The 20,568-nt window shown below is 70.4% G+C and carries 13 protein-coding genes and 1 pseudogene; 8 read left to right on the plus strand and 6 right to left on the minus strand.

Annotated features, from left to right (window positions below):
- Positions 1 to 24 precede the first annotated feature (24 nt).
- The 4 genes from J7E96_RS35435 to J7E96_RS35450 all read right to left on the minus strand — a co-directional run bounded on the left by J7E96_RS35435 (position 25) and on the right by J7E96_RS35450 (position 9,998).
- Entirely contained in the window at positions 25 to 2,478 is a 2,454-nt protein-coding gene (locus tag J7E96_RS35435) for a SpoIIE family protein phosphatase (protein WP_215137801.1), read from the minus strand.
- Positions 2,475 to 5,018 (minus strand): SpoIIE family protein phosphatase, encoded by a 2,544-nt coding sequence (locus J7E96_RS35440; RefSeq protein ID WP_215137803.1) that lies wholly within the window; start codon positions 5,016 to 5,018, stop codon positions 2,475 to 2,477. The genes J7E96_RS35435 and J7E96_RS35440 overlap by 4 nt, the downstream gene beginning before the upstream one ends.
- A gap of 61 nt (positions 5,019 to 5,079) precedes the next feature.
- Positions 5,080 to 8,010: a LuxR family transcriptional regulator gene (locus J7E96_RS35445; protein WP_215137805.1), complete on the minus strand. Its 2,931-nt coding sequence runs from the start codon at positions 8,008 to 8,010 to the stop codon at positions 5,080 to 5,082.
- Between the two features lie 179 nt (positions 8,011 to 8,189).
- Positions 8,190 to 9,998: a S8 family serine peptidase gene (locus J7E96_RS35450; RefSeq protein WP_308296287.1), complete on the minus strand. Its 1,809-nt coding sequence runs from the start codon at positions 9,996 to 9,998 to the stop codon at positions 8,190 to 8,192.
- A 608-nt stretch (positions 9,999 to 10,606) separates the two neighbouring features.
- Here J7E96_RS35450 and J7E96_RS35455 point away from each other — a divergent pair.
- Entirely contained in the window at positions 10,607 to 11,122 is a 516-nt protein-coding gene (locus J7E96_RS35455; RefSeq protein ID WP_215137809.1) for a DoxX family protein, read from the plus strand.
- A gap of 79 nt (positions 11,123 to 11,201) precedes the next feature.
- Positions 11,202 to 11,722, plus strand: a pseudogene (locus J7E96_RS35460) (DUF998 domain-containing protein).
- 15 nt (positions 11,723 to 11,737) lie between these two features.
- On the opposite strand, the gene polX reads toward J7E96_RS35460, so the two are convergent.
- On the minus strand, positions 11,738 to 13,465 hold the full coding sequence (gene polX / locus J7E96_RS35465; RefSeq protein ID WP_215137811.1) for a DNA polymerase/3'-5' exonuclease PolX: 1,728 nt from the start codon (positions 13,463 to 13,465) through the stop codon (positions 11,738 to 11,740).
- 763 nt (positions 13,466 to 14,228) lie between these two features.
- Here polX and J7E96_RS35470 point away from each other — a divergent pair.
- From J7E96_RS35470 to J7E96_RS35490, 5 genes are read left to right on the plus strand one after another with little or no spacing between them, the layout of a single operon-like run.
- Positions 14,229 to 15,806: a sensor histidine kinase KdpD gene (locus J7E96_RS35470; protein ID WP_215137813.1), complete on the plus strand. Its 1,578-nt coding sequence runs from the start codon at positions 14,229 to 14,231 to the stop codon at positions 15,804 to 15,806.
- Between the two features lie 23 nt (positions 15,807 to 15,829).
- On the plus strand, positions 15,830 to 16,285 hold the full coding sequence (locus J7E96_RS35475) for a roadblock/LC7 domain-containing protein (RefSeq protein ID WP_215137815.1): 456 nt from the start codon (positions 15,830 to 15,832) through the stop codon (positions 16,283 to 16,285).
- A 2-nt stretch (positions 16,286 to 16,287) separates the two neighbouring features.
- Positions 16,288 to 16,665: a DUF742 domain-containing protein gene (locus tag J7E96_RS35480; RefSeq protein ID WP_215137817.1), complete on the plus strand. Its 378-nt coding sequence runs from the start codon at positions 16,288 to 16,290 to the stop codon at positions 16,663 to 16,665.
- Positions 16,643 to 17,245 (plus strand): ATP/GTP-binding protein, encoded by a 603-nt coding sequence (locus J7E96_RS35485; protein WP_215137819.1) that lies wholly within the window; start codon positions 16,643 to 16,645, stop codon positions 17,243 to 17,245. The genes J7E96_RS35480 and J7E96_RS35485 overlap by 23 nt, the downstream gene beginning before the upstream one ends.
- Before the next feature lie 43 nt (positions 17,246 to 17,288).
- Positions 17,289 to 17,888, plus strand: coding sequence for a GAF domain-containing protein (locus tag J7E96_RS35490; protein ID WP_215137821.1), 600 nt, complete (start codon positions 17,289 to 17,291; stop codon positions 17,886 to 17,888).
- A gap of 91 nt (positions 17,889 to 17,979) precedes the next feature.
- Here J7E96_RS35490 and J7E96_RS35495 read toward each other — a convergent pair whose 3' ends face one another.
- Positions 17,980 to 19,218: an acyl-CoA dehydrogenase family protein gene (locus tag J7E96_RS35495; RefSeq protein ID WP_215137823.1), complete on the minus strand. Its 1,239-nt coding sequence runs from the start codon at positions 19,216 to 19,218 to the stop codon at positions 17,980 to 17,982.
- Positions 19,219 to 19,955: 737 nt separating this feature from the next.
- On the opposite strand from J7E96_RS35495, the gene J7E96_RS35500 reads away from it, so the two are divergent.
- Positions 19,956 to 20,564, plus strand: coding sequence for a hypothetical protein (locus J7E96_RS35500; protein WP_215137825.1), 609 nt, complete (start codon positions 19,956 to 19,958; stop codon positions 20,562 to 20,564).
- Positions 20,565 to 20,568 lie beyond the last annotated feature (4 nt).

Here is a 20,568-nt window from a genome sequence, read left to right on the forward strand (position 1 = left end):
CAAATGGCAGACAATCCGGACGGATTAGAACCCGAAGGCGCTTTCGTCCAGTACGAGCGGCAGCTCGGCCCAGATGGTTTTCCCGGTCGGTGTGTAGCGCGTGCCCCACTGCTGCGTCATCTGCGCGACGAGGAACAGGCCGCGGCCTCCTTCGTCGTCGCTGCCGGCGTGGCGCAGGTGCGGTGAGGTGTGACCCGTGTCGGAGACCTCGCAGATCAGGGTCTGGTCGCGGATGAGCCGTAGCTGGATGGGGCCTGCGGGGGCGTGGCGCATGGCGTTGGTGACGAGTTCGCTGACCACCAGTTCGGTGGTGAACGAGAGCTCTTCCAGTCCCCACTCCCCGGTCTTCTTGGTGGCGGCGGCCCGGGCGAAGCTGACAGTCTCGGGATCGGGGGTCAGGTCCCATACGGCCACCTGGTGGCGGTCGAGCTTGTGCGTACGGAGAAGAAGCAGCGCGACGTCGTCGTCCACGGCGCCCGGCAGCAGCGTCTCGATCGTCCGGTCGCACAGCTCGTCCAGCGGCTGCCGGTGTTCGGTGAGGACGGAGCAGAGCGCGTCGAGCTGGTCGTCGAGGTCCCGCTCGCGGTTCTGGACGAGGCCGTCGGTGAACAGGGCGAGGATGCTGCCTTCCGGCAGTTTCAGTTCCGTCGTCTCGAAGGGCAGGCCGCCGAGACCGAGCGGCGGCCCCGCCGGCAGGTCGGGGAAGGTGACGGAGCCGGTCGCGGGGTCGACGACGGCGGGCGGTGGGTGGCCGGCCCCGGCCATGCGGCACAGGCCCGACACCGGGTCGTACACGGCGTACAGGCAGGTCACGCCCAGCGCTTCGTCGTGGGGCATCTCCTCGCCGTCGATGCGGATGGCCCCCTCGTTGGCCGCCTGCGTGACCAGGTCGTCCAGGCGGGCGAGGAGTTCGTCGGGCGCGAAGTCCAGCCTGGCGAACGCCCGTACGCTCGTGCGCAGGCGCCCCATGGTGGCCGCGGCGCGCAGCCCGTGACCGACCACGTCTCCCACGACCAGGCCCACCCGCGTGCCCGACAGGGCGATGACGTCGAACCAGTCGCCGCCGACACCGGCCTTGTTGTCCGCGGGCAGGTAGCGGTGGGCCAGCTCGACGGCGGTCAGCTGCGGGAGCTTCTGGGGCAGCAGGCTGCGCTGCAGCATGAGGGCCGCGGTGCGCTCGCGGGTGTAGCGGCGGGCGTTGTCGATGCTCATGGCGGTACGTGCGACGAGCTCGTCCGCCACGGCCAGCTCACCCGCGTCGAACGGGTCGCGGCGGCGGTCCCACGCGAACGTGACCACGCCCAGCGTGCCGCCTTCGGCGCGCAGCGGCACCACGAGCAGCGCGCGCGGCTCCGGCTGCCCATCGGCGGCCTCCGTGTGGCCCGGGCGTTCCTGCACCGACCGGCCGGAGGCCAGGCTGCGTGCCTGGGGCGAGTCCGGGGCGTAGCCGATCCGCTGCCGTCCGGCGGGGGGTTCCCGGGTGCTCGCGTCGTATCCCGGTCCCCACACGCGGATCATGTCGCCCGCGGGCTCGGTTCCCCTGGTGGGCTGGTTGCCCTCCAGTACGGCCTCCAGGAGGTCGACCGTGACCTCGTCGGCGAACTGCGGGACGGTGACCGCCGAGAGTTCCTGCGCCGTGCGGGCCATGTTCAGGGTCGTGCCCACCTGCCCGCCGGCCCGTACCAGGAGATCCAGCCGCTGCTGCGCGAGGTAGCGGTCGGTGACGTCCATCGTCTCCTCGCACACCCCCAGCGAGGCTCCGGCGGCGTCCCGCAGCCAGTAGTAGGAACACGACCAGACGTGGTCGCGCTCCGGATCCACGGGCGGGCGGCCGCGGTAATGGAGCTCGATGACAGGCTCGCCCGTGGCCATGACCTGCCGCATCGTCTCCTCAAGAGTCGGCGGGTACCGGTCGGACAGGATCTCGCCGTCGGCCACCATCTCGTCCGGGCCCAGCCCGGCGTACTCCGAGGTCCCCATCTCCCGGTAGAGCGCGACATTCGCCCACACCACGCGCAGGTCCGTGTCGTAGATCACCAGGCCCACGGGTGACTGGGTGGCCAGGCCCCGCAGCATCGCCTGCAACGCTTCCCACTGCTCCGTCTCCTCGGCGTCGGCCACCGCGAGCAGCCGGGCGGGACCGGTGCCCGCGGGAGACAGCGCGAGCATGGCCGTGGCCACGCGGACGACGCGGCCGTCGCGGTGACGCATGCGCAGCACGTGGCGGCGGGGGTGGGGAGCGCCCGGCGGCTCCGTGCCCGGCAGGTCGGCGGCCGTGCGACTCGCCTCCGTACCGTCGACCAGCAAGGTGCTCACGGGACGTCCGATCACCTCATGCGCCGCGTATCCCAGCAGCTTCTGCGCCGCCGGACTCCAGCCGACGACCACGTCGTCGGGGTCCAGCACGGCCGTGGCCGCTCTGGAGACATCGAGGGGGCCGCGGAAGTCGCCGTCCCCAGCTGTGTTTACCGCGCTCATGGCACCTGCCTTGTCGGTTCCGCCCAGCGGGCGGCGAGCAGAAGCGCAATGTCGTCGGGCCGGTCGGCGGCCTGTCTGGCCTCCCGGATCAGACGGTCCGCCGTCTCGGCGAGAGAGGAAGAACCGGTGTCGGCGAATGTCGCGCGCAGCCGCTCGATGCCCCGGTCGATGTCGATGCCCGGCTGCTCGACCAGGCCGTCGGTGAACAGCGCCAGGACGGCGCCCGGCGAAAGCAACAGCTCGGTGACGGGGTACGACGCCTCGTCGTCGACGCCGAGTACGACCCCGCCGTCCAGGTCCAGGACCTCCGTCCTTCCGTCGGGGTGGCGCAGCAGCGGCTGCGGGTGCCCGGCCCGTACCGCCTGCGCGGAGCCGGACGCCGGATCGAGGACGATGTAGCAGCAGCTGGCGAACTGGCCCGGATCGATGTCGATGAGCAGGCGGTTGGTGTCGCGCATGACCTCCTGCGGGTCCTGTCCGGCGAGAGCGAAGGCGCGTACGGCGCTGCGCAGCTGGCCCATCGTGGCCGCCGCCGCGACGCCGTGTCCCTGTACGTCGCCCACCACCAGGGCCATCCCCCGCCCCGTGTCGACGACGTCGTACCAGTCGCCGCCGACATCCATGCCCTGGGTGCCCGGCAGGTACCGGGCCACGGTGTCGACGTTCTCGACCACGGGCAGCCGGTGCGGCAGCAGCGCGTTCTGCAGGCCGCGGGCGAGGGCGGCCTCGGTGTCGTAACGCTGCGCTCTCTGGAGCGCCTGCGCGATGAGACCGGCCAGGGCGGTGAGGACGGTGCGCTCTTCGGGGCTGAAGCCGCGCGGCTGGTCGAAGCCGAGGATGCAGGAGCCGACGGGGCGTCCCGAGGCGATCAGCGGCAGGAAGGCCCTGGCGCCGACATGCGCGTCCATCGGGATGCCGGGGTAGGCGGCGGCCAGGTGCTCCATGGACTCGAAGAACAGGGGGCGGCCCGAGGTGAGCGTCTCGACGCCGGGCAGTCTGGCGTCGAGGGCCACGCCGTCGAAGCGGTCGAGGAAGCCCTTCGGGAAACCGGTCTCCCAGGCCAGGTAGAGGTGCCGCTCGTTCAGCAGGTAGATCGCCAGCTGGCGGCCGCCGAAGGCGGGCAGCAGCTCGTCCGTGACGACGGCGGACACCTGGCGCGCCGTGACGGCCTCCGTCAGCGCGATGGCCAGGGCGACCGGACGGTACAGCGCCGACGCCCGGTCGGCCGGGGAGCCGAGTCCCGCGCCCGGCTTGGTGACGGAAGCCGGTGCGTACGCCGGATCCTCCGCACCGGCGAGCGTGGCCGTCAGGCCGTCGTGGCCGGGGTAGAGGGAGACCGCCAGCCATTCCTCCCGGCCCTGGGGGCGGCGAGCCGTGAAATGGACGGCTTCGGGGGAGAGCAGCGCGGCCCGGAAATGCTCCTCGTACGCCGGGTGCCACAACCACGGCAGGGCTTCCCACAGGACCTTGCCGACCAGGTGGGAACGTGCCTGCCCGAGCAGCGTCTCCGCGCTCTGGTTCATATAGGTGATCCGCCCGAGCCGGTCGAGCGAAAGAATGGCGCGCGGCAGCCGGTCGGTCGCCTCCGCGACGATCGGCCCGGTGCCGAAGTCCACGACGAAACCGGTCAGGTGACCCCTCGGGCCGTCACCGGGCGGGCGCGCGCGGGCCGAGATCTCAAGCAGGTGCGTGCGTCCGTCCGGGCCGCGCAGCCGCATCCTGCGCGCCGCGGGACCGCCGGACTTCACGGCCTGGCCGGCCACGGTCCACAGTCCGTACGAGTCCTCCGGCGCCAACCGCGCCGCCAGTGCGTCGATGGTGCCGGGAAACGCCGCGGGGGAGGTGCCGAGGATGGCGCACATTTCGTCGTCGGCGTTCACGGCGCCGTCGGCGAGGTCCCAGTCGAAGCGGCCGATGCGTACGGGCGGCGTGGTGACCGAGGGCAGCTGGACGCACACCGGCTCGCCGTCCCACTCGACGCCGGCACCCCGCGCGCTCATCTCGGCGAGGGCGGCGGCGAGCCGGTCCGCGGCGTGGTGCAGCCGGCGGCGGTCGGTGTGTTCGACGGGGACCCCCGGCGTGGCCGCGCGCAGCACCACAAGGACCCCGAACTTCTCGCCGCCCTCCGCCACGGGCACGTACAGCGAACCGAACGGGAACGGCAGACCGGCCATGAGCTGCGGAAACCGGCGCATGGCCTCCTCGGCGTCGGCGAGATGGACGGCCTGGCCCGAGCGGTGGGCCTCCGCGACCGGGAACGGGCGGTTCACGTGCATGCGCCACCAGGGGCGGAACAGCGGTCCCGGAAGCCCGGCGAGTACGGCCATCCGCAGCAGCTCCGGCGTCCGGGAGCGCAAGTAGACGCCGCCGGCGTATCCGCCGGCCGACTCGATCGCGTTTACCGCGGCTTGGGCGAGCACCAGGGCCAGTTCGTCCGGAACCCGGCCGTTGCTGTTCGGTTTTCCGGTCTTTCCCGACTTTTCCGCCGTTGCGCCGCTTTTTCGCGGCGGTGCGGGCCCGGCCGCGCCGTACCAGGTCACATAGCCAAGGATGCTCCCCCGTTGCGGTGCCGCGCATCTTCGCGCGCCGCGAGCGGCCCAGTCAGCCGGCGGCGGGGTTTTCCGTCGCAGCCTGCGCCGGCCGGTGGCCGGGCCAGGCGCTCAGGGCGGTCGCCAGCTGGGCGCGCGAGCGGACGTCCAGCTTCTGGTAGATGCGGGTCAGCCGGGCCTCGACCGTCTTCACGCTCAGGTACAGCTTCGCCGCCGCCTCCTGGTTGCTGGCGCCCTGGCCGACCAGCTGGGCGAGGCGCAGTTCCGCGTCCGTGAGCGACGCGAGGGTGTCGCCGCCGGCCGGGGCGGGTTCGGCCGTACGGGACGAGGTCTCCGTGGTCAGGCCGAGCCACGGAACCGCGCCCGCCCGTTCGAAGACCACGGCCGCGGCGTGCAGGGCGCTCTGGGCGGCGGACCGCCTGCGGCGGCGGCGCTCCACGCGGGCGAGCGCGATCAGCGCCCGGCCGCGCTCCAGCGGCAGGCCGGCCACGGCGAAACTGTCCGCCGTGCGGGACAACAGATCCGCGGCCTCGGCCGACTTCCCGCTCGCCGCCAGGTACAGCGCGTACGCCCGGTCGCAGCCGAGGAGCACCGTGGTACGGCCGAGGCGTTCGGCGACCGGCCGCACGTCCTCGAGCAGGGCCGCTGCCTCCTCCGGGGCGTCGTTCGCCAGCAGCGCCTCGGCCAGCTCCTCGTGCCAGCGCAGCATGGACGGGTCGACGGTCGACTGGGCGCGCTCGTCGGCCTGGACCCGGCGCAGGCTCTCCAGGGCCGACGCCACGTCGCCGTTGATCAGCTGGACGCGGCCCAGCGCGTACAGGCTGCGAGAGAGGAAGACGTGGTCGCCCTCCTCCTCGGAGGCCCTGACACTGCGCCGGGCGTAGCTCGCGGCGCGCCCGAAGCTGCCTCCCGCGGTCTCCGCGAGGGCCAGGGCGTACCAGGCGGGGCCGGGGGAGAGGCCGGCTTCCAGCGTCAGGGCGAGCGAACGGCCGGCGTGCGCGAGCGCGGCGGCGCACTGCCCCTGCCGGGCCTCGATCTCCGCGAGCGTACTGAGCAGCTCGATGGAGTCCTCCACCGGGCCGCGGCGCTCGACCAGCGGCAGCAGGGCGTTGAGCTGGTCGCGGGCGTCGGTGAGCCGGCCGTCGAACATCGCGTGGCGGATCGTCAGTATCTGGGCGGCGTTACGGATGCCGAGCGGGCGCTCGAACACCTCCAGGGCGCGCGCCTCGGCCAGGACCCGCTCCGCGTCCGGCGAGCCGAGGACCCGGTCCATGCGCGCCTGTACGGTCAGCGCCCTGGCCGCGGTCCTGCGGTCGCCGACCGAGCCGGCGAGCGCGGCGGACTCCACGGCGGCGGCCCGCGAGCGTACGGGATCGCCGTCGGCCAGGACGTACTTCACCGCGAGCCGGAGCTGGACGGCCGCGCGCAGCGCCGTGTCGCCCTCGGAGTCCTCCATGGCGTGGACGTACAGCTCGTCGAGGTTGCACAGGCCCTGGCCCGCGGTGTCCAGCACCGCGAGCCGCGCGCGGACGCGGTCGGCCGGGGCGGCGTCCCTGGCCAGCAGATCGGTGGCCGCGCGCATGGCCAGGTCGGCTCGGGCGGCACGGGCCGCCTCCTCGGCGGCGTCGACGAGCCGGGCGATGCGCTCGGCGCCTTGCTGGACGGGGGTGGACTCGGCCGCGAGGAGGGCGAGTTCGGCGGCCAGGGCGCTGTTGCCGCGGCGCCGCGCGATCTCGGCGGACGCGGCGACCTCGGTGGCCAGCTTCTCGTCGGGGATGTCGGTGGCCAGGGCCCGGTGGCGTACCGCCTCGACGGGATCGTCCACGACCCTGGCGAGCGCCGCGTGACCGGCGCTGCGCTCGGTCCAGCAGGCGTCGTGCACGAGCGTCGACGGCAGCAGGCCGGCCGTGAAGCCGACTGTCCCGTCCTCGTCGAGGGAGACCAGGTTCGCCCGCTCGGCGGCGGCGAGATCGGCCTCGGCGGTGGGGCGGCCGGCGCGGCGTATCAGCGAGGCCGTCGGACGCAGCGCCAGCGCCGCCAGCAGGAGCGTGGAGCGTACGTCGGGGGAGGCGGCGCCCAGGAGCTGGCGGGCGAGGTCGCGGGCCCGCCCGGACAGCGACAGCGCCTCGGCGTGGTGCACCGGAGTCCGCGCGTCGGCGAGGGAACGGCCGACGGCGAGCGCGAGGCGCGGGTTGCCGCCGCTGGCCTTGTGGATGCGGCCGGCCATCCGGGACGGCAGCCGGTGATGGATGAGGAGTTCGGCGATCTCGTCGGCCTGGAGCGGCGGTACGAACAGGACGTCGGCCTCGGAGGGCACCCACAGCGGCTCCGGGCCCGCCGGGTCCGGCCGCGGCGTACCCCTGTGAGGGGGCGCCTCGGAGCCGTACGCCGACGGGGTCTCGACGGCGATCACCCGCAGCGCGGACGGAGCCAGATGCAGGGCGAAACGCAGCAGGTCGGCGCTGGTGTCGTCGATGCGCTGCACGCCGTCGACCGCCAGCAGGACGGTGCCGCGCGCGGCGAGAACGCGCAGGATCTGGGCGAGGCCGAGCCGCAGGGCGATGGGGTCCCAGCCGCCGTCGGGGATGAGCGCCTCGCGGCACAGCATGGCGACGGCGGTGCGCTGCGGGCCCGGCAGCCCGTCGAGGATGTCGTACGTTCCCGGGCTGCCGGAGCCGCCCGGTCCATCGGGTCCGCCGTGGGCCGTGCCGGGGGCGGGCCAGGACATGGACGCTGCCACGGAGGCGACGAGGGCGGCGGCGGCCGCGCCGGGTATGTCGCGGTCGGCGGGGAGTGTGGCGAGCCAGATGACGGTCTCGCCGCGGGACTCGGCGCGGGCGGCGACGGCGAGGGCGAGTTCGGTCTTGCCGACTCCGGCGGGGCCGGTGAGCAGGGCGCGGCCGCGGGTGTGCAGGACCCGTTCGAGCCGCGCGAGGAGTTCCGTGCGCCCGACCGGCGCGGCGCGGTACACGGCCGACGTCACGAACCCTCACCACCTTCCGGTGCGCGCGAGCCCTCTGCCCGTGCGAGCAGAGAATACGAAGTCGGCACCCGCAGTCCAGGCCCGGCGTCCGGCATTCGGACGGGCGTGCGACGGGGCGCGCCCGCGGCGGAAGCCGTGGACGCGCCCTTGACCAGCGGTTATGCAGTTCCGCGGGCGTCTCAGAAGGTGAGACTCCAGCTGTCGATGTAGCCGGTGTCACCCGAAGCCACGTCACGGACCTGAAGCCTCCAGGTGCCGTTGGCGACCTCGCTCGACGCGTCGACCGTGTACGTCGCGAGGACGTTGTCGGCGCTGTCCGAGGACGACGAGGGCTTCAGGTTGCGCACGGTGCCGTCGGGGGCGACCAGGTCGACGACCAGGTCACCGCGCCAGGTGTGCTTGATGTCCACGTCGACCTTGAGGGCGGCGGGGGCGTTGCCGGTGCGGCCGGTCACGGCGATCGAGGACGCGACGGTGGTGTTGTCGCTGATCGTCACGTTCGCGGCATTGGTGAAGGTGGCACCGGGGGTGGTGGTGCCGGTGACGGCGTTCACGGTCTTCGTCGTGTCGGCGATGCCGGAGCCGCAGCCGCCGGTGCAGGTGCCGGGCAGCGGACGGGCGTTGGCCTTGATCGCGGACTCGATGTCGGCGGGGGTGAGCGTGCTCTTGGCCGACTTCAGCAGGGCGGCGAGCCCGGCGATGTGCGGGGCGGCCATCGATGTGCCCTGGTAGGGCTTGTAGTTCTCGGTGGACTGGATCGTCGTACCGGAGTTCAGCGTGGAGAGGATGCCGTTCTCGGGGGTGGTGACGGTACCGGGCGTGTCCGTGGCGCGACGGGTCTCGCCGCCGGGCGCGGAGACGTCGATGATGGTGCCGTAGTTCGAGTAGTACGAGCGGTTGCCCTCACGGCTGGTGGACGCCACGTTGATGACGCCGGAGCAGTTGGCGGGCGTGAAGCCGGAGGCGTTGGCGTTGCTGTTGCCCGCCGCGACGACCACGGTGGTGCCGCGCGAGACGGCGCCGTTGATGGCGGTCTGGTAGACGCTCGGGCAGGTGGAGCTGGCGCCGCCGAGGCTCAGGTTGATGACCTTGGCCGGGGTCGCGTTCGCCGCGACGCCCGGGACGGTGCCGCCGGACGCCCAGGTGATGGCGTCGGCGATGTCCGCCGAGGAGCCGCCGCACTTGCCGAGCACGCGCACGGGCTGGATCTTCGAGCTGTACGCGATGCCCGCGATGCCCTTGGTGTTGTGGGTCGTGGCGCCGATGGTGCCCGCGACGTGCGTGCCGTGCCAGGAGGAGTTGCTGGCACGGGAACCGGTGCCGCACTCGCCGTCGGTGGCGTTCCAGTCGCCCTCGTCCTTGGCGTCGCTGTCACGGCCGTTGCCGTCGCGGGCGTCCGCGGAGGAGGAGATGAAGTCGTACCCGGCGACGACGTTGCCGGCCAGGTCCGAGTGGGCGGCGTGACCGGTGTCGATGACGGCGACGGTGACGCCGCTGCCGGTCGTCTTGTCCCAGGCGCCGGGGACGTTCATGCCGCCCGTGGCCTCGAACAGGTCCCACTGCTTGCTGTAGTCGGTGTCGTTCGGGGTGACCGCCATCGCGTACGCGCGGATGTCGGCCTCGACGGACGCGACCGACGAGTCGGCGCGGAAGGCGTCCATGACCTCGGTGAGGTCCTTCTTGGAGGCCTCGCCGCCCAGGTCGACGAGTGCGGCGCCGCCGGCCAGGCGGCGCTCGAACGACAGGCTCTCGCCGGTCTCCTCGCCCTTGGCGGCCGCGTCCTTCTTGGCTGCGGTGTTGGAACCGGCCTCGGCGGCCTTGGACTTGTAGGTGACGATGACCTTCTCGACCGGCGCGGTCGGCAGCGTGGTCATGGCCTGGGAAGCCGGAGCCGGAGCCGGAGCCGGCTTCGGGGAGGGGCCCGCGGCGGCGGCGGACGCCACGGTGGAGGTGGCTACGACGCCGGCGATCGTGGCGGTCGCGGCCACGACGGATATGAGTCTCCGCCTGGAACCGTTCAAGGTGTTCCCTTTCATGACGTACGTGCGGAGCGCGGGCGGGCGGCGCGAGAACCGCGAGTGGCGTGGGGGCCACGGGTTCGCGATTCCTGGGCTGGGGTGAGCCCGTGCGCCGCCGCCGGCGCTACGGCCTCTGACCAAGGCCGTCCCCGGCGTACCCCACCGTTTACATGCACCTGACAGCCAACGGTCAGGAGACGGGATTCGCCGGTGCGGCAGACAGTAGGGAACGGCGAGATGAACCCGATACGGGGAAAACCCTTGTCACCCCCCGCCCGGTGTCCGAGGCACGGCGCGGGGGAGGTATCCCGCACCTGGCCTGCGGGTGTGTCCGCACGCGGCGGAGCCGCACAGTGTCACAGCGGGCACGGGCGGTAGCGTCGGCTCCTGGCATGGACACCATTACGCTCTGGCAACTCGCGGCGGCCGGATCAAGGCACGTTCGTACGGCATGCTCGGCGGCTTCACCACGCCTTCAGCTGCTGCCTCGCTGATACCGGAGCCGAAATGGTGCGGAAGGTGTGGTTCGTAACGAAAGTAGAGGCGTAGACGCGACCCCTTCACGCTGGGAGAGACCCATGGCTCACCTCAACCGACGCGACCTCGGCCTGCTCGTACTGCGCGTGGGCACCGGCACCGTACTGGCGGCGCACGGCACGCAGAAGCTGCTGGGCTGGTTCGGCGGCGGAGGCGTGGAGGGGACCGCGAAGGCCATGGAGCACATGGGCTTCAGCCCCGGCCGGCAGAGCGCCGTCGCGGCCGGGCTCGGCGAGGCGGGCGGCGGGGTGTTCCTGGCCCTCGGGCTCGCCACGCCCGCAGCCGGCGCGGCGGCGGCCGGAGCCATGGCCGGCGCCGTCGCCGTACACGCGCCCGCCGGGTTCTTCGCCCAGTCGGGCGGGTACGAGTACCCCGCGTTCCTCGGCTTCACCGCGGCCGCCATCGGCCTCACCGGAGCCGGCCGCTATTCGCTGGACCACGCCACGGGGCACCGGTTCGACCAGCAGTGGACCGTGGCACTGGCCTTCGCCGTCAGCGCGCTCGCGGCGGCCGGGGTCCTCACCAAGCGCAGCAAGGCGCAGGCGGAAAGCTCCTAGGGCGAGGTGTAGGCCATTCGGATTCGACCCGCCTGCGTGTGCGTGGCGGAGGAATGATTGAGCGCTTTACGGTGGCCTGATGCGATCTGTTCCCAGGTGGGCCCTGATTTCGTCGGGATGTGCCCCTGTCCTGTTGGCCGGAGGCTGGACGATCGCGGCACTGCTGGAAGGAGCCGCCTACGATCCCGCCACTCAGACGATCAGCGTCCTGGGGGCCTACGGGGCTGCGGGATTCTGGGTGATGACCGGAGCGTTCCTCGCCCTGGGTGTCTGCCACCTGCTTACCGCCTGGGGGCTGCGCCCGGCTGCGCTCGCCGGACGTCTGGCGCTGGGCGGCGGTGGAGTGGCGGCGTTCGTGGTGACTCTGCTTCCGGCGCCTAGCAGTGGGGGGTCCCTGCGCCACGGGGACTACGGCCCGTGCCTTCCATGGTGGCGACCGCTCTGATGGGCGTCGGTGCGGGCTGGCTCCTGATCGAAATCCACCATCACGGTGTCCCTGGTGTCGCTGAACGCCTTGTGACATGCCTTCAGTCCCTATGGCCCTTGGTGGTCGTCGCTTCTTGCCTTCGGCATCCCGACAGCGATGAACCTTCGAAGTGACCGCGGCCGACAGCGTCAGGCGCCCTTTTTGGCCAGGAACCTGCGCAGCTTCGTCAGCGGCCACGTGTTGATGACGTCTTCCGTCGTCAGCCAGCCACGCTGCGCCGTCGCCACCCCGTAGCGCAGGTACGGCAGATGCGTGATGGCGTGTGCGTCGGAGTTCACGGCGAACTTCACGCCGTACCGTTTCGCGCGCAGGATGTCCTCGTCGCACAGGTCGAGCCGCTCGGGATGCGCATTGATCTCCAGAGCGGTGCCCGCCCGCGCGCAGGCCTTGAAGACCGCGTCGAAGTCGGCGTCGATGCCCGGGCGTTTGCCGATCCGGCGGGTCGTGGGATGGCCGATGACGGCGACGTGCGGGTTCTCGCAGGCGCGGATGAGACGGCGGGTGAGTTCCTTCTTGCTCTGGTTGAAGTGGGAGTGGACCGAGGCCACACAGATGTCGAAATCCGCGAGGAACTCGTCGGGCCAGTCCAGGGTGCCGTCCGGGCCGACGTTGAGTTCCGTGCCGTGCAGCAGCCGCATCTTGTGGTGTGCGCCGTCGAGTGCGCGGACCCGCTCGCGCTGGGCGAGGATCTTCTCGTCGGTCATGCGCTGCATGTACAGGTTGGGGGCGTGGTCGGTGACGGCGTAGTACGCATAACCTCGGGCGGCAGCGGCGGCGACCATGTCCTCCAGCGGGGCCAGCCCGTCGGTGAAGTCGGTGTGGGTGTGCAGATCGCCGCGGATGTCCTGCTCCGTCACGAGGTCCGGGAGTTCCCCGCGCAGCCCGGCCGCGATCTCCCCGCGGTCCTCGCGCAGCGTCGGCGGTATCCAGGGCAGTCCGAGCCTTGCGTAGATCTCCTCCTCCGTCTCGGAGGTGATGCTCTCGCCGCTCTCGGCGTCGAAGAGCCCGTACTCGGACAGCTTGAGGCCTTGACGCACCGCGATTTCGCGCGTGCGGATGTTGTGCGCCTTGGAGCCGGTGAAGTACTGCAGCCCCGCGCCCCAGGAGGACGGAGGAAGGACCCGTAGGTCCACCTGAAGTCCCGTGGTGGTGCGCACGGAAGTCTTCTTCTCCCCGTGTGCGATGACCTCCGCCGTGTGCGGAAGGGCGGCGAGGGCGTCCATGAACGGGGCCGACCGGCGTGCCGCCACCAGGATGTCGACGTCCCCGATGGTCTCCTTCATACGACGCAGGGACCCGGCGTACGAGCACCGGACGCAGCCGCGGATGTCCGACAGCTCGGCGACGAGTTGTTCGGCGACGTCCATGGCGGCGCTGACGAGGATCCGGCCCTCACCGGCCTTCTGCAGCACCGAGATGCCGTGCAGGATGTTGCTCTCGGTCCGCTCTCCGAAGCCCTTCAGATCGCGCAGCCGTTCCTTGTGAATCGCGTCGAGCAGCTGGTCGACGGAGGCGACTTTGAGCTCCTCGTACAGGACCATGGCCTTGCGGGGCCCGAGTCCCGGAATCGTTGTCAGCTCGCGCACTCCGGCCGGCACGGACGCCCGGGCCTCCTCGACGACGGACATACGGCCGGTCCGCAGATACTCCATGATCTTGTCAGCGACGGACCTGCCGACGTTCGGGATTTCGCGCAGCCCCTCGGCGTCGAGTTTCGAGACATCCTCCGGGTAGCCCCCGACGGCGCGGGCGGCCTTTTCGTACGCGCGCGCCTTGAATGCCTCCCCGCCCCGGATCGCGATGAGGTCGGCGTACTCCTGGAGCAGCGCCTCGACCTGTTCGTTGGCTCGGGCCATGTCTCCAGGGTGCCCCCGCTCGCCCCCGGTAGGCACGCCGAGCGCCAGGGCGAGGGCCTGGCATGACCGGCGAGCCGAGGGGGTATGCGAATCGTTGTACGCTGCGGAGAAAGCCCTTGACCTGCGTGAAGTGTTCAAGTCCAACATCTGGCGTTCGGGCATCTGCGAGGTCACGGCGATGCTCTGAGGGCCCACGTCAGCAAGGAGGCTTGTCGATGTTCCGGAGGTCGGCCCTGGCCGGCGGCTGGGCGCCTCCGAGGTGACGCGGACAGAGCCCCTTGCAGGGGGTCTTGCGCTCGGTCGCGTGCGCTCGGTCGCGTGCGCTGTGCCGGGTGCAGGAAGATCCGCCACACTCGGCCAGTGGGACTCAGGCGCTACTGCCGGCGACACATACACGGCTCGGCGTTGTCGCTGGGCCGTGGCCAAGGTGGCCGCCGGGAAAGGCCAGTTGCGGCCTGCTTTCGCACGTGTGTTTCGAGGCGGACGGGGGCCCCGGAGTGATTGCGTCACCTGGATGAGGGTGTCGTAGGGTACCGATGCCATTAACTGTCCGATGGTTCCCCCGTGTTGACGGTTGGCCTGCGGCGCATCCCCCACTGTTCCGAGGCTGACCGAGAGGACTCCGATGTCTGAACCCCCAACTTATTCAGCGCGCCCGGAACCCAGTCGGCCGATCCCCGCGCCCCCGACGCGGCCACGGAAGAGGCACGGCAGAACGTCGGCGCAGGAGTCTGCCCCGGACTCCCGCTCGCGCTCCATATTGATGCGGCTCGCCGTCATCCCCGTGGCAGGTATGGCGGTGGTCTCGGCTGCCACCGTCGTATTCGTCCTGCTCTCTCAGGAGGGCACTGCCGACGCCACCACTTGGGGCGTTCTGGCTGCCGCCACGGTTCTCGGCTGCAGTTTCCTGGGCGGCGCCGTGGTCGCGTCCAATTCCGAGGCCCAGAGGCGGGCGCAGCGGTACGCGCGGCTGTACCGCACCGCTGCCGGCGGAGAGTTGCACCTGCAGGCCCTGCTGCGCCGGCTGAAAGACGGTGAGCGGCTCGAGCCGCCTCCGTTCCCTCATGAGGCGCCGGCTGAAGGCGATGCGCTCGGCCGTGTCGAGTACGCGATTCAGCTCGGCCAGTGGCAGGCCGGTGCGGCCCTCATACAGGCGGCCCGTCCTGCCGCGCACACCGCCGCGTCCACTGCCAAGCCTGCCAGGCCGACCCCGGAGGGAAACCGGGCGAAGGTCGAGGTCTTCGTCAACCTTGCGAGGCGGCTGCAGTCCCTCGTACACCGCCAGATCAAAGAGCTCGACGATCTCGAGCGTGAGGTCGAAGACCCCGAACTCCTCAAGCGCATCTTCTTTGTGGACCACTTGGCCACTCGCACCCGCCGGCACGCGGAGAATGTCGCGGTGCTCGGCGGCACCGTCTCCCGTCGGCAGTGGACCCGCCCGGTGGCGCTGAATGAAGTGCTGCGTTCGGCCATCGCCGAGGTGGAGCAGTACTCCCGGGTAAAGCTTGTGCCGCCGATCGAGGGGACGCTGCAAGGCCACGCCGTCGCCGACGTCGTTCACTTGCTGGCCGAACTGATCGAGAACGCCACCGTGTTCTCCGACCCCCACACCCAGGTGCTGCTGCGCTCCCGAATCGTCACGGCCGGCCTGGCCGTAGAGGTTGAGGACCGCGGTCTGGGCATTCCCGTCGAGGACCAGGCCCGGCTCAATGAGCTCCTTGCCGACCCCGATCACATCGACGTCGGCAAGTTGCTCGCCGACGGCCGTATCGGTCTGTTCGTGGTTTCCGCGCTGGCCCGTCGGCACAGCATCCCGGTAACACTGCAAACCAACATTTACGGCGGAGTGCAGGCCGTCCTGGTGCTCCCGCACCGCCTGCTGGGTGAGGAGTCCGTCGCCGCGCCGCAGCAGGGGGCCGAGATGCCCCAGCACGCCCCCGCGGCGTCGGTACAGAACCCTGCCGCCCAGGGCCCGCCGGCAGCCCAGCCTGTGGCCGCTCAGCAAGTGACTTCACAGCCGCAGCCACAGCTACAGCCGCAGGCCGCCGCGTGGGGCCGGCCGCCCACACCGCCGCAGCACTACCGGGCTGCTGAGCCAGTGACACCGCGGGATGACCTTCACTCCCCGGATGCCGGTGCCAACGATCGGCGGCCGCAACTGCCCAAGCGCCGGGCACAGGAAAACCTGGTGCCAGAGCTTCGGGACACGCCCAAAACTCGCACGACGGGGGACGAGCAGGAAGCGGAGCCCACTCCGGGACTACTGGGTGCCTTCCGGCAGGGCTGGGGCCTTGCCGACGACGCGTCCAGCGGTAGTCCCGCCGACAGCGACCGCTACTAACCCCGAGGAAAGAGAACGCCACCGTGAGCGATATCCGTACTGGCCACGCCGACCGTCTTGACTGGCTTCTGCAGAACCTGTTGGTGAAGGTGCCGGGGACCCGGCACGCACTGCTGCTGTCCTCCGACGGCCTGAAAAGGGCCGTCGCTTCAACGACGGCCGAACACGGCGTGGGTCTCGACGACAACGCGGCAGACCGCCTGGCCGCTCTGGCATCAGGGCTCAGCTCCCTCGGACGCGGAGTCGGCCAGCATTTCGCCGACGGCGGCGAGGTGCGCCAGGTGGTGGTGGAGCTGACTACCGCATTGCTCTTCGTGTCCTCGGCCGGCAGCGGCGCCGTGCTCGCCGTGCTCGCCGGGCCGAAAACCGACCCCGGCACGCTCGGCTACGAGATGGGCATGCTCGTGAAGTCCGTTCGCCCGTTCCTCTCCACGCCTGCCCGTCAGCCTATGGGTGCACCGGTCGAGGGCAGGCTTTGAGGATGACGGACGAGCCAGACGCGCTCTGGGTCGACGATGAGGCCGGGCATCTGGTCCGGCCCTACACCGTTGTCGAGGGGCGCACCCGCCCCTCAACGCATTTTGATCTTTTGACGCTGGTACTCGCGACCGGCGCGCGGCCGCAGACCTATCTGGGGCCCGAACACGAGCAGGCCCTGGACCTGTGCGGCGGTCCCATTTCGGTGGCCGAGGTGGCCGCTCACATGAAGCTGCCGGCCGTCGTCACCAAAGTACTTCTCGCCGACCTCGTGCAGCACGAGGCGCTCACCACACGGGCGCCTCGTGCCATCGAGTCGGCGGCCCTGACCGATCGAGAGACACTGGAGGCGGTGCTGCGTGGCCTACGAAAGCGGCTCTGACCCCTTTCCCACCGCCCTGAAGATCCTCATAGCAGGGGGCTTCGGGGTCGGCAAGACCACCTTCGTCGGAGCGGTGAGCGAGATCGAGCCGCTGAGCACCGAGGAGCGGCTGACCCAGGCCAGCGCGGGCACGGACAGCTTGGTCGGCGTCGAGGAGAAGTCGACCACGACCGTGGCCATGGACTTCGGCCGCATCACGCTCGACAAGGACCACGTCCTCTATCTGTTCGGCACGCCCGGGCAGGAGAGGTTCTGGTTCATGTGGGACGAACTTTCCGAGGGCGCGCTCGGAGCGGTGGTCCTCACCGACACCCGCAGGCTTGAGGACTGCTTCGGCGCCGTCGACTTCTTTGAGCGGCGCGGCATCGCGTTCACAGTCGCCGTCAATGAATTCGACGGTGCCTACCACTACACACCTGATGAAGTCCGCGCGGCTATCGACCTCAAGCCCCATGTGCCCGTCGTGATGTGTGATGCGCGCCAGTGTGCCTCAGCGACCAGCGTGCTGATCGCACTCGTACAGCACATCCTCACCTCCGCTCCCGGGACGCCGGTGGCAGAGCCCAACCTGCTGCACTGAACCTCGCTCAACACAACCGCCCCCCTCAGTCGAACGGAGCACCATGTCCCCCTCTGAAGCCGATGACCTCTCACCTGACCCGACCGGCCATCTGCGCCTGAACGCCGACGACCGCGAGGCACCGGCCCGGATCGCCCGTCTGCGCGAGCTCGGCCTGCGAGGGGACAGCCCCGTCCCGGAGTTCGACCATTTCGCCCGGGATCTGGCCCATAAGCTGGGTGCGCGCTATGCGATGGTCAACTTCATCGACGAGCACCGCCAATTCTTCGCCGGCCTCTACACCCCTGATACCGACCGCACGGTTGAGCTGGCGCCACAGCAGCAGCAGGGCCAGGTCGGCCGGGAGATGGCTCTGGATTACGGCTTCTGCCCGCACGTCGTTCTGCGGCGCAAGGCATTCCCCCTCGAGGACGTGTTCGACTATCCGAGGTTCGCGGGGAATCCGGTCGTGAACGAGCTGGGCATCCGCACGTATCTGGGTACACCGCTCATCGACCCCATCACGGACATGCCGCTCGGGACGATCTGCGTGGTGGACACGGAAGCCCGGCAGTGGGGGTCGCGGGGCGTCGAGACCATCAAATTCATGGCGCAGCAACTGGTCGACCGCATTCACAGCACGGAGGCCCGCAACCGGCCCTGAACGAAAGGGCGGTAGCCGCGCTCTGCGGGAGGGGTCTGAACCAGATGCGGGAGTCACGGGCACGGCAGTGTGTCCGTGACTCCCTTCTGTTTCACACCGCGTGGCCGGCTGTCGCCAGCTGCTCCTGATCGCGGTGCTCCGGGGGCGCGGCCCGCACCAGGTGAGCCAGGCGCTCGGACCACTGGCCCTTGGCCGTTCCGAGCGCCACTTCGCCCAAGCGCAGCAGCTGTACGTCGGAGGTGCCGGCGGGCGCGTAGATGTGCTGCGCGTCCCGCAGGAAACGCTCGACGGGGCGGTCGGTGAAGAGGCCCGCAGCGGCGTGGATGTTCATCGCGTCGCGGGCCGAATCGACTGCGGACTCGTAGTTGAGGTATTTCGCGTTCATGAGTTCCGCGTCGCACGGCAGTCCCTGGTCAAGCAGGTGCACGGCGTGGTAGGCGGCCAGCCGCGCGGTCATGAGCCGGTGATGTATCAGGCCCAGCTTCATCTTGACGTTGTTGAGCTCGCCGAGCGGTGCGCCGTACCGCTCGCGCTCAAGGCAGAAGGCTCGGGTCTCGTCGTACACGGCCTGGTGAATGCCCAGACTGACCGCGGCGAGGTTGGCTCTGCCGTACAGGATCGAGGAACTGTAGGCCACGGCGAGGCCCTGGCCCTCCTCACCGAGCCGGTTCGCCGCTGGCACCCAGCAGTTGTCGAACTGGAGCTCGCCGAAGGAAAATCCGTGCAGCCCCATGGCGGGCGTCTGCTTGGCCAGCGAGAAGCCGGGGCGGTCGGCCTCGACGAGGAAGGCCGACAGTCCCTTGGATCCGGGGCCGGTGCGGACGACGACGCCGTGCAGGTCGCCCACGTGGCTGTTGCCCACGAAGACTTTTCTGCCATTGAGGAGGTAACCGTCGCCGTCACGGACGGCGGTGGACTGCATGCCGAGGACGTGACCGCCCGACTGCGGCTCGGTGACCGCGATGGTCGGCAGCACATCGCCGGCGGCGATGGGCGGCAGCCAGGTCCGCTTCTGAACGTCGTTACCGAAGTGGACGATCTTCGCGACGCCCAACTGGCTGGCTTGGACCATCGCTCCCATCGCTCCGCTGACACGGGCGAGTTCCTCGATGATGATGGTCTTGGCCAGGTGCCCGGCGCCCATCCCGCCGTAGGCGCGGTCGATGGTCGCGCCGATCCAGCCCTGGCGGGCGATCAGGCGGGACAGTTGGTGCGCTGTGGTGCGCGAGGCCTCCATCTCGGCTATCCGGGGCCGCACTTCGCGCTCGGCGAAGTCGCGCACTTGCCTTCGCAGATCTTCGTGGGACTCGTTGGCGAAATAACGTTCCACGACAAGCCTTCCTCCGTGCTTCCCCCGAGTCCAGAGGGGACACGGAGGTCGTACGTCGGGCAGTGGTTCCCCGTCCCAGGCTGGCCGACGGTAATATGATCTACAACTCGACCCTTCGCAGCCAAGATCGTTTACTGTCTTTGGCTAAAATACTACGCGTTGTAGTTTGAGCCAAACTGTGCGATGCGGAAGGCGTCTTGCTCACATGCTGATACGCGCCGTGCTCAAGCTGCGTGCGCGAAAGCACAGTTGATCCGCCTCGCCACTGGTCTGCCCACCAGGCACATGCCCGGGCGGGCAGGGACTCGCGCAGCGCTGGAAACCGGCCACCGAGGCCGGTTTCGCCGGACGCCCATGTTTGACAGCGGCACCCGTCGTATTTCGGCCGCGACTGAACCGGTTCTCACGACCATGCGCCGCACGCGCGCGATGAGGCGGGCGGGGTCTGTTCCCGGTACGCGACTCTGGCCCCGGATGCTGGACGCCGGTGGCGCCCACCGCCAGCCGGCCTCGGACACGACTGTCCCGCCGACCTCCTCTGTCATCGGCCGCCCCCGCCGTTCCGGGGTCTCGGTTACGAGTGGCGTTGACAAGCCGATCCAGTGAGCTGATGATGTAATCAGTTATGTGGAGACAATCAGAAGCAATGCCTTCGTGTCTCGCATTCGATCCGGCTCGTTTGGGCCCCTGCACATCGCCGGCCGACAGGTGGGCGTCCGACGTCGAGGAGAGGCGCCATGAGTGAGAAAGACCTGCATGCGAAGTTCCAGAAGCTGCCCGAGGCCGTCCGCGAGAAGGTCGACTCGGCGCTGGCGGACGCGAAGATCGCGCTCAAGCTCCGCGTAGCCGAGGTGCTGGCCGACAAGGAGGAGATGGCCGAGCACGCCGTCACGTCCGCCGGTCGCGTCGGGGCGAAGAGCGGCGAGGTGTCCGAGCTGACGGCCATCCTGCCGCTGAAGCCGAATGGCGCCGCGCGGCTGCGGAAGTTCTTCAAGCTGGTCGGTGGGAACCTGGCGGGCGCCGGGCAGGTCGGCACGCTGCACAACATGCGCTTCGTGTTCCTCGACAACGACACCAAGCTGCTGTTCGCGACCGCCTTCGACGGCGAGTGGGACCCCTACATCGACGACTTCGCCACCAAGATCCCCGAGTTCATGGACTACCTGTTCAGCAACGTCGAGGGCTGGCCCGGCATCACGTCGCCCGACGTGAAGGACTTCATCGTGAAGTACCAGGTCCCGGCGGAGGCGTGGTTCGTCTCGCACCCCAACCTCACCGTCGCGGAGGCCCACCGGCTCAAGCGGCAGGACGCCGCGCTGCAGAACTTCCTGACCGAACTCAACTGAGGCA

Source organism: Streptomyces sp. ISL-96, from assembly GCF_018614035.1.
Lineage (GTDB): Bacteria > Actinomycetota > Actinomycetes > Streptomycetales > Streptomycetaceae > Streptomyces.

Bases quoted from the DNA above. Each gene is read 5' to 3' on its own strand.
- J7E96_RS35435 (WP_215137801.1), bottom strand. From the start codon at position 2,478: ATGAGCGCGGTAAACACAGCTGGGGACGGCGACTTCCGCGGCCCCCTC.
- J7E96_RS35455 (WP_215137809.1), top strand. From the start codon at position 10,607: ATGGCTCACCTCAACCGACGCGACCTCGGCCTGCTCGTACTGCGCGTG.
- polX (WP_215137811.1), bottom strand. From the start codon at position 13,465: ATGGCCCGAGCCAACGAACAGGTCGAGGCGCTGCTCCAGGAGTACGCC.
- J7E96_RS35470 (WP_215137813.1), top strand. From the start codon at position 14,229: ATGCGGCTCGCCGTCATCCCCGTGGCAGGTATGGCGGTGGTCTCGGCT.
- J7E96_RS35480 (WP_215137817.1), top strand. From the start codon at position 16,288: ATGACGGACGAGCCAGACGCGCTCTGGGTCGACGATGAGGCCGGGCAT.
- J7E96_RS35490 (WP_215137821.1), top strand. From the start codon at position 17,289: ATGTCCCCCTCTGAAGCCGATGACCTCTCACCTGACCCGACCGGCCAT.
- J7E96_RS35500 (WP_215137825.1), top strand. From the start codon at position 19,956: ATGAGTGAGAAAGACCTGCATGCGAAGTTCCAGAAGCTGCCCGAGGCC.